Origin of the sequence: Allolucifera butyrica (assembly GCF_900476375.1) — a bacterium.
Taxonomy (GTDB): Bacteria; Bacillota; Negativicutes; order Sporomusales; family UPPP01; genus Lucifera; species Lucifera butyrica.
This window is the reverse complement of sequence record NZ_UPPP01000080.1, coordinates 46,000-52,662: the sequence shown is the minus strand read 5'-3', so window position 1 is coordinate 52,662 and position 6,663 is coordinate 46,000. Positions and strand designations below refer to the sequence as shown.

The 6,663-nt window shown below is 39.2% G+C and carries 7 protein-coding genes; all 7 read right to left on the bottom strand.

Annotated features, from left to right (window positions below; translation table 11 throughout):
* Positions 1 to 361, bottom strand: a 361-nt coding sequence (locus tag LUCIF_RS15105) for a YybH family protein (protein ID WP_122628718.1), incomplete at its 3' end; no start/stop codon positions are given.
* A 516-nt stretch (positions 362 to 877) separates the two neighbouring features.
* Positions 878 to 1,381, bottom strand: a complete 504-nt coding sequence (locus LUCIF_RS15100) for a CD3072 family TudS-related putative desulfidase (protein ID WP_370744767.1) — start codon at positions 1,379 to 1,381, stop codon at positions 878 to 880.
* A gap of 293 nt (positions 1,382 to 1,674) precedes the next feature.
* Positions 1,675 to 2,223 (bottom strand): histidine phosphatase family protein, encoded by a 549-nt coding sequence (locus LUCIF_RS15095; RefSeq protein ID WP_165866017.1) that lies wholly within the window; start codon positions 2,221 to 2,223, stop codon positions 1,675 to 1,677.
* Between the two features lie 636 nt (positions 2,224 to 2,859).
* Positions 2,860 to 3,381, bottom strand: coding sequence for a GNAT family N-acetyltransferase (locus LUCIF_RS15090; RefSeq protein WP_122628716.1), 522 nt, complete (start codon positions 3,379 to 3,381; stop codon positions 2,860 to 2,862).
* Positions 3,382 to 3,521: 140 nt separating this feature from the next.
* A complete protein-coding gene (locus LUCIF_RS15085; RefSeq protein ID WP_126720603.1) occupies positions 3,522 to 4,349 on the bottom strand; it encodes a GNAT family N-acetyltransferase in 828 nt (275 codons plus the stop codon).
* 588 nt (positions 4,350 to 4,937) lie between these two features.
* Positions 4,938 to 5,501 (bottom strand): GrpB family protein, encoded by a 564-nt coding sequence (locus tag LUCIF_RS15080; protein WP_207857772.1) that lies wholly within the window; start codon positions 5,499 to 5,501, stop codon positions 4,938 to 4,940.
* 378 nt (positions 5,502 to 5,879) lie between these two features.
* A complete protein-coding gene (locus tag LUCIF_RS15075) occupies positions 5,880 to 6,575 on the bottom strand; it encodes a phosphoglycerate mutase family protein (protein ID WP_122628714.1) in 696 nt (231 codons plus the stop codon).
* Between the last annotated feature and the right edge of the window lie 88 nt (positions 6,576 to 6,663).

Below are 6,663 nucleotides of genomic sequence, written 5' to 3'. Positions count from 1 at the left end.
AGTTATCAATAGCACAAAGCCAGGCATTGTGCGAATCTTTTTTAAATACATAGGTTGATCTTCTTTCCATGGAATATTTTGAATCTTTTATATCGGCTTTAAGGAAGGCTTGTGAAATAACCAACGCAGTATCTCCGGTTTCCAAAATAACCATTTCCCCTTGTGCCGGGACAAGGCTATTATTGAAATATTTCGCAATGGCAATAAATGCTTTTTTGATTTCTTCTTTACCTCGTGCAATCATCCCAGGTCTTACAACCAAAATTGCATCATCTGTATAATAATTCATAAGCGTATCAAAATCTTCTTGTTGTATTGCGAGGTCACATTTTTGGATTAATTCTCTTAATTCATGCTCCATAATAAAGACCATTCCTTTCTGCGAAAGGCACCAACAAGAAATGAAACGAGGCGGCACCAGTCGCTTTAGATTTAAATTACCGTCAGCGTGGTGCTAACATTCACTCTGTGGGACGGTACACTACATTAATGTCGGGGGGACGAGGTTGGTGACACCCCTTTACGCCTTTAAAACTATACCTATTTTCCAAAAAAACTATGACCATTTCCGTTTATCTAAAACGCCTATAACAACCTTTATTTCCCATAAAAAACAAAACTCCTGCCAAATTCTACATATTCGGGCAGAAGTTTATTACTCATGCGTATTTTGGATGCATCCGGACGCCTTGTCGGAGAAATAAAGTAACTGGAAAGAAGCAAAAAACGTCCCCTTGCCTCTTCTTTTATCAACTTTGAAGAATCCGAATATATCCCTCTACCAATTTCTGAAAGGTCATTTTTAACTCAAGCGAAAAGTGTCTGTCCCCGCGTTTCCCGGTCATATAAATTGCCTTCCTAAATGATTGCACTGCAATTAACTATATAGTATTTCCTTTATAGCAATAACGGCTTGCTTTGAATCTTTGGCCTTTATACCTACCATTTTCATAGAAATCTGCCTTTTTACAAGCTCATCGTTAATCATTTTTATAAATACTCCCTGCCCCAAATGTTCTCTATCATTTGACCAGGTTGTTTCTACCCCACAAGTCGGTGAGCAATTTATCCCCACAAGCCCTACTATTTGAAACCCATGCTTTCGATACTCATCAATCTGATAAATAATATTGCTTACTATTTGATGACATAACTCTTGAGCAATCTCTTCGTTCATCCGAAGAGCTACCCTAGTATCTTCTGACTCGATAGTTGTATTTTCTCCATGAATTGCTTCTCTATCAAGACCGAGATATAAAAATTCAGGACATGGTAATTGTACCAGTCCAACATCTGATTCAAGAAAAACCTTCATTACTTCACGTATGATTCCAGGATAATAAGCACACGCATCAATCTTAGCATTTGATTTAAGATACAGTGTGCTACAAATATGACCTTTTTACTTCTTTTATCAGTAAACATCAGGTCCTCCTTTAACCTTTCAGGGGGATTGGGGTTGTCGACACACAGTTGTCATTCACCCCGTCCCCCTAACAATTTTCCTGGTTTGTCAGGAAAACGGGGTTATCGACATTTCCCGCTTTTATAGCGTCCCTATTTGCGAAATTCGGTCCCCTTAATACAAAGGGGTAGCTTTGTTGCGTAGTTTTACTTTATACAATAACTCATATGAATCCGAACCAAAGGTAACGAATCGTAACTCGCACCCGGCTACCCATCATTTTTCATACACGTAAATCTTTCGTTTTTCGCTCTTCCAAAACCAGGGCCGATAAAACCCCGCTTTATAAGCTCTTTACGTAGAAACATCATTATGAATCCATGGCTTACTAAAAGAACATTCCTATCTTCTTTTAGAATTAATTCTTCCAGAATGTACTTTACTCTTTTTTCAAACAATAGCTTGCTTTCAATTTGTGATTTATGTGATAGCATCCAGGCCATTCTTCCTAAAATTAGCCACAATGGAACCGGCAGTTTAATGTTTCTATCCGTAGGCGGACATATAACAAGCTCCCTTAATGCTTTTGTTTCAACAACTTGGCCACTGTATATTTTTTGTGCCGTTTTTAATGCGCGAGGCAGATCGCTGGAATAGCATTTTTCCCATATAATCGCGCTAGGCTCAATGTTGCCTTTTATAATGTCAGACATTTCATATTCATGCAGCCACTCCTGAAATTGACCAGGAGTCATGAAATTGCTGATACCTGGAAGTTTGCATTCGACTTCAAAGTGACGTACCAAACCTACCTTCATTCTAACCTCCATTTCGCCGCTACCGCGGCGACACAAATGGCATGGCAAGAGGGGGACGAGGTTCGTGACACCCCTTTATGCTTTTAAAACTATACCTATTTTCCGAAAAACTATGACCATTTCCGTTTATCTAGAACGCCTATAACAACCTTTATTTCCCATAAAAAACAAAACTCCTGCCAAATTCTGCAGAATTAAGGCAGAAGTTTATTATGATAGAAAAACAAGCCCACGTTTCAGAACCGCCGCTGTTATAACGAGGAAGGATGAATTTTTGCATTTTTAAGCTTCCATACTTAAAAATTCTAATTAGCGCAATTTGGAATAGAAAAGAAAAATAGATAATTTGCTGGAACAAATTATCTATACTCTGATCTTCGTTTAAATTCGGAATTACCTGCGGCGCATTTTCTCCACAGCAAAGGTTAGGAGCTAACTAACCTTTGCTTTTATTATACCCTGATTTTTCGCAAAAATGCAATAGAAATCCATTTTTATCACTAGAACCGCCAACCTCGGCAAAGGTTGACGGTCCAAAAATAATTCTCAATTAGGTTGCCCGGACGTGCAGAGGTGGCCAGGTGTCAGAGGCCGAAGTTGTCGATACATTTGTCATTAACCCGTCCCCCTAACAGTTTAATGCGAGCATCCGTATAAAAGATGGGGCATTTGTTCGCCTCTATACAAACGATTAAACTGCTTAATAACAGCCATGCCAAGTTTCTCAGCTACTTTTCTGGAACTTAAGTTCTCAGGTCTAATCTGCGCAGTTAATTCAGAAATTTTCAAAGTACGGAAAGCATAGCTTTTGCAGGCATTTGCACTTTCAAAAGCCAAGCCTTGATGCCAGAATGCTTTATTGAATATGTAACCAATACCAATATAATCTTCATTATCTGCGCTTTCCGCGATTATTCCACAAACACCAACTAATTTTTCAATGCGCTTTTCAATCACAGCCCAATAACTATAATCATCTCTGTTGTATCTCATAATGTTTTCATTAATCCAATCAGTGACTTCTTTATCAGAAAAGGCATGCTCCCAAGCATACATGACTTCAATGTCTTGTAGAATTTTTGATATACTCAAATAATCATCAATGGTTATTTCCCTAAGGATTAGCCTAGGTGTTTCAATGACTATGCTCTGCTCCATAATCAACCATCCTTCATTTATAATTCTATTTACTAAGTTGTGTCAACGGGACGGGGTTGTCGACACACAGTTGTCATTAACCCCGCCCTTACCAGTTATGACGCTTACGAACTACCAGACATATAGCTGCAGTAAAAAAATTAAGTCCGGTAAATCCGTTCATCAATCCGCCGTACCACACTATAAGTATAGGCAGTGAAATATTTCAACCAAAAGCCATTCGCCGTAGGATTTAAGCTTTCGAAATCAACTCCGCAAAGAGTATACCCCTCCGCCCTAACTTTTTCCTGCAGCACCGCGAGTAATTTTGTATAAATACCACTCCCCCGGTACTCCGGCAACATATAGGCACCGCATATATTTATCATCTCCGGAGAATCACAAACAAAATTTTCACCGGACTGCATGATTTCAATAAATGCAATTGTTTTATTATTGTCTTTAGCGATAAAATACCTTGACTGGCGGCGCTCATTTTCTTGCTTGACATCAGCAACATCATAACTAAAGAAACATGGCATAAATATCGGAGCACTTTGTAAATGCTCAATAAGCAGATTTTTTAATGGGACAATTTGAGCGATCTCTTCGATGGGAAGTTCACCAAAAAAATAGTCCGGAAATTCATCACATGTGACCGAAGCGGCAGCCCGAATCGCATCAATGCACCGCAATCCAAAGCCATTCCCAAAAAAGGTGTTCACTACTTCTGTATCATGGGCATATAGCGCAATTGTATGACTTAAGACCCCGGCCTTCACCCACTTTTTAGCAGCTTGTTGGTACATTTGCGAATAAATCCGTTTGCGGTTATTTTTGATTGCGCCATGCGCATGAATTGGCGAAAATGTGCCCATTGCAGTGCCAAAATGATTATTCCATGGTTCGTAACAGGTTAAAAAACCAACTAACTGCCGTTCTTCTGTTGCAACGATTCCCAAGTTATGATCAACCATTTTTAAAAGCATGCTGCAAAAAAGATCATAGTATTCGCCATCCGGCAATAGCGGCACCGCACTTCTTTCCTCATGGTATTCTGCCAAAGCAAGCTTAGCAGCCGCTTCGATATGGTTATCGTTTAAATTATAACAATATATTAATCTCCTTTTTTCCTTTATCTAAAACGCCTACAACAACCTTGACTGTTACTTTCACAAGCCTGTTCCTAGTACTCTTAACTTAGCTTCCCCAGCCTGCATTTCGCCTGAGTCCCCCCACATTGCTCGGTGAGCATGGCAGCGTAAGTGTATTGGGCTTAATAGATAGTTTATTCCTGAATGTTCAAACCGGGATTAAAAAAATTGCAAAGGTAAGAATAACTGCAGAGGAAGTGCAAATAGATGTCAGGGGACGGGGTTGTCGACACACAGCTGTCATTAAACCCGTCACTAACAATTTCCACTGGGTGATGAGCTTGCTGTAAATACGGCCATACCTTGATTAAAAAAGTCTCCTTCGAAGACACCGACAAAGACATTCTAGCAATGCTGGAATCCATTTTCCTATGCAAATAGGCTTAACTACGAGGTGACATTTTCACAAGTTATTGACAGATATTACTTAGGTATGTATCTACCTGCATATTCAAATTTGGCTTTTTCCGTATATCTCTTAATAAACTCTGTTTTTGCTTCTGTGTATCCATCTCTGTTGTGCTCGTATTCTTTCCACAACTTCAATTTGAGATTTCCATACTGGACGGCGATATCAGGATGATCTGTTAGATAATCTCTAAAATATAATTCATCCCAATCGCCCAGATACCTGACATGAAGATGATATACTCTTTCGGCAAATCCAAACGGTGTATAACCTTTATTAAACACAAGTCTCAAATCTGGCTCATACTTACTTGACATAAGTATCCAGCCATTAGTTTTTAGGATTTCAATTAAATTTACAATGTGGAAATTATCTCCTATCTCTAATAAAATATCCACAGTCGGCTTTGAAAGTAGTCCTTCTATCGCACTGCTTCCAATATGGTTGATACGTTTTATATACTCATTGTTGATACAATTAAAAAGTTGTCTTTCTTCGGTTTTATACCATTCTTTATAATTGGGATTGTGCTCTTTTAAGATAATTGGAAACAACTCCCACAATTCTTTTAATGACATTCCTGACAAGTTTTTTTTTATGCTTACCACCTCATCAGTAAGATTGGGTTGTGTTAGGGAGACGGGGTTGGTGACACCCCTTTACGCTTTTAAACTATACCTATTTCCAAAAAACTATGCCCATTTCTGTTTATCTAAAACGCCTATACTTACAGGGGACGGGGTTGTCGACACGCTTGTCATTAATCCCGTCCCTCTAACAATTTTCCTGGTTTGTCAGGAAAACGGAGTTATCGACATTTCCCGCTTTCATAGCGTCCCTATTTGCGGAATTCGGTACCCTTAATACAAAGGTGGTAGTTTTGTTGCGTAATTTTACTTTATACAATAACTCATATGAACAAAGGTAACGAATCGTAACTCATACCCGGCTACCCATCATTTTTCATACACGTAAATCTTTCCGTTTTTCGCTCTTCCAAAACCAGGGCCGATAAAACCCCGCTTTATGAGCTCTTTACGTAGAAACATCATTATGAATCCATGGCTTACTAAAAGAACATTCCTATCTTCTTTTAGAATTAATTCTTCCAGAATGTACTTTACTCTTTTTTCAAACAATAGCTTGCTTTCAATTTGTGATTTATGTGATAGCATCCAGGCCATTCTTCCTAAAATTAGCCACAATGGAACCGGCAGTTTAATGTTTCTATCCGTAGGCGGACATATAACAAGCTCCCTTAATGCTTTTGTTTCAACAACTTGGCCACTGTATATTTTTTGTGCCGTTTTTAATGCGCGAGGCAGATCGCTGGAATAGCATTTTTCCCATATAATCGCGCTAGGCTCAATGTTGCCTTCTATAATGTCAGACATTTCATATTCATGCAGCCACTCCTGAAATTGACCAGGAGTCACCAAATTGCTGATACCTGGAAGTTTGCATTCAACTTCAAAGTGACGTACCAAACCTACCTTCATTCTAACCTCCATTTCGCCGCTACCGCGGCGACACAAATAGCGTGTCAAGGGGACGGAGAAAAACCCTCGAGCGTCAAGCTCTCTTAAAACCATAATCTTCTCCTCTTTTATGAAAAGCAAAAAAGGAGAGCTTGGTCCTGGTCGTCTACCCATAAGCGGTACAGACTCCGTATCGAGTGTACAGAGGGACACTGGGACAGGTTCCAAAAGGCATACTTATAGAAAATTCGTCTTACGTTAT